This window comes from Vibrio sp. 10N.222.55.C6 (genome assembly GCF_041473395.1).
Taxonomy (GTDB): Bacteria; Pseudomonadota; Gammaproteobacteria; order Enterobacterales; family Vibrionaceae; genus Vibrio; species Vibrio crassostreae_C.
In genome coordinates this window covers 1-611 of record NZ_JBFRSD010000306.1, presented here as the reverse complement: position 1 = coordinate 611, position 611 = coordinate 1, and the positions used below count along the sequence as shown (strand labels likewise).

General features: G+C 44.7%; 1 protein-coding gene. It reads right to left on the bottom strand.

All coding sequences use genetic code 11. The annotated features are described in order from the left end of the window. Positions 1 to 36: 36 nt before the first annotated feature. The gene (locus AB4486_RS23810) at positions 37 to 552 is read right to left on the bottom strand and encodes an N-acetyltransferase (RefSeq protein WP_102393981.1); all 516 of its coding nucleotides are present in this window, start codon (positions 550 to 552) and stop codon (positions 37 to 39) included. Positions 553 to 611: the final 59 nt, after the last annotated feature.

Genomic DNA, 611 nt, shown 5'->3' with positions numbered 1-611 from the left:
GCTTAAGCCATTGTCTTCAAATCAAATGAAAGCCAATTAAGAGATCTTTAATTCCATCTGATACAAGGGCCATGTTTTACCATTAAATTCTTTAACGCTTGGCTCTTTGTCGACCACCTCAAAACCCGCTTTGTCGTAGCAGCGTTTTGCGCCGTGGTTTTGCTTGAATACGGCCAAGGTGATGGTGGTGACATTCGGTATTTCTTTCGCCGCCTTTAAGGCCGTTTCAAGCATCGATTGTCCTAACCCTTTGCCTCGTTGGTTTGGGTGAATAGCAACTCGGCAAAAACGAAGTTCACTGTCTGACATACGTTGAAACTCCATAAACCCGATCAGTTCTGAGTTATTGCCGTTCGAACTCAGTTCAGAGAGAGCACTAGGTTCAGAGAAGGTATAGAGATCGACATGAGGCTCTTGAGAGCGTTTGATGATTGAGGCTGCTTCCAACGGCCAACCAAATGTTCGCCCTCCCCATAACACGTAGTCTTCTAGGGATGTAAACCAAGTGACGATCTCGTCGGCGTCGGATGCTTTAAAGTGGTTTATTTCCATATCCTTTTTCTCCTTGTCGTGTGTCTCTTTTTCTAAACCATTAAACTTCCGTACTCAAC

What these genes read in the sequence shown, in the direction of transcription:
- AB4486_RS23810 (WP_102393981.1), bottom strand. Translation starts at nt 552, where the DNA reads ATGGAAATAAACCACTTTAAAGCATCCGACGCCGACGAGATCGTCACT.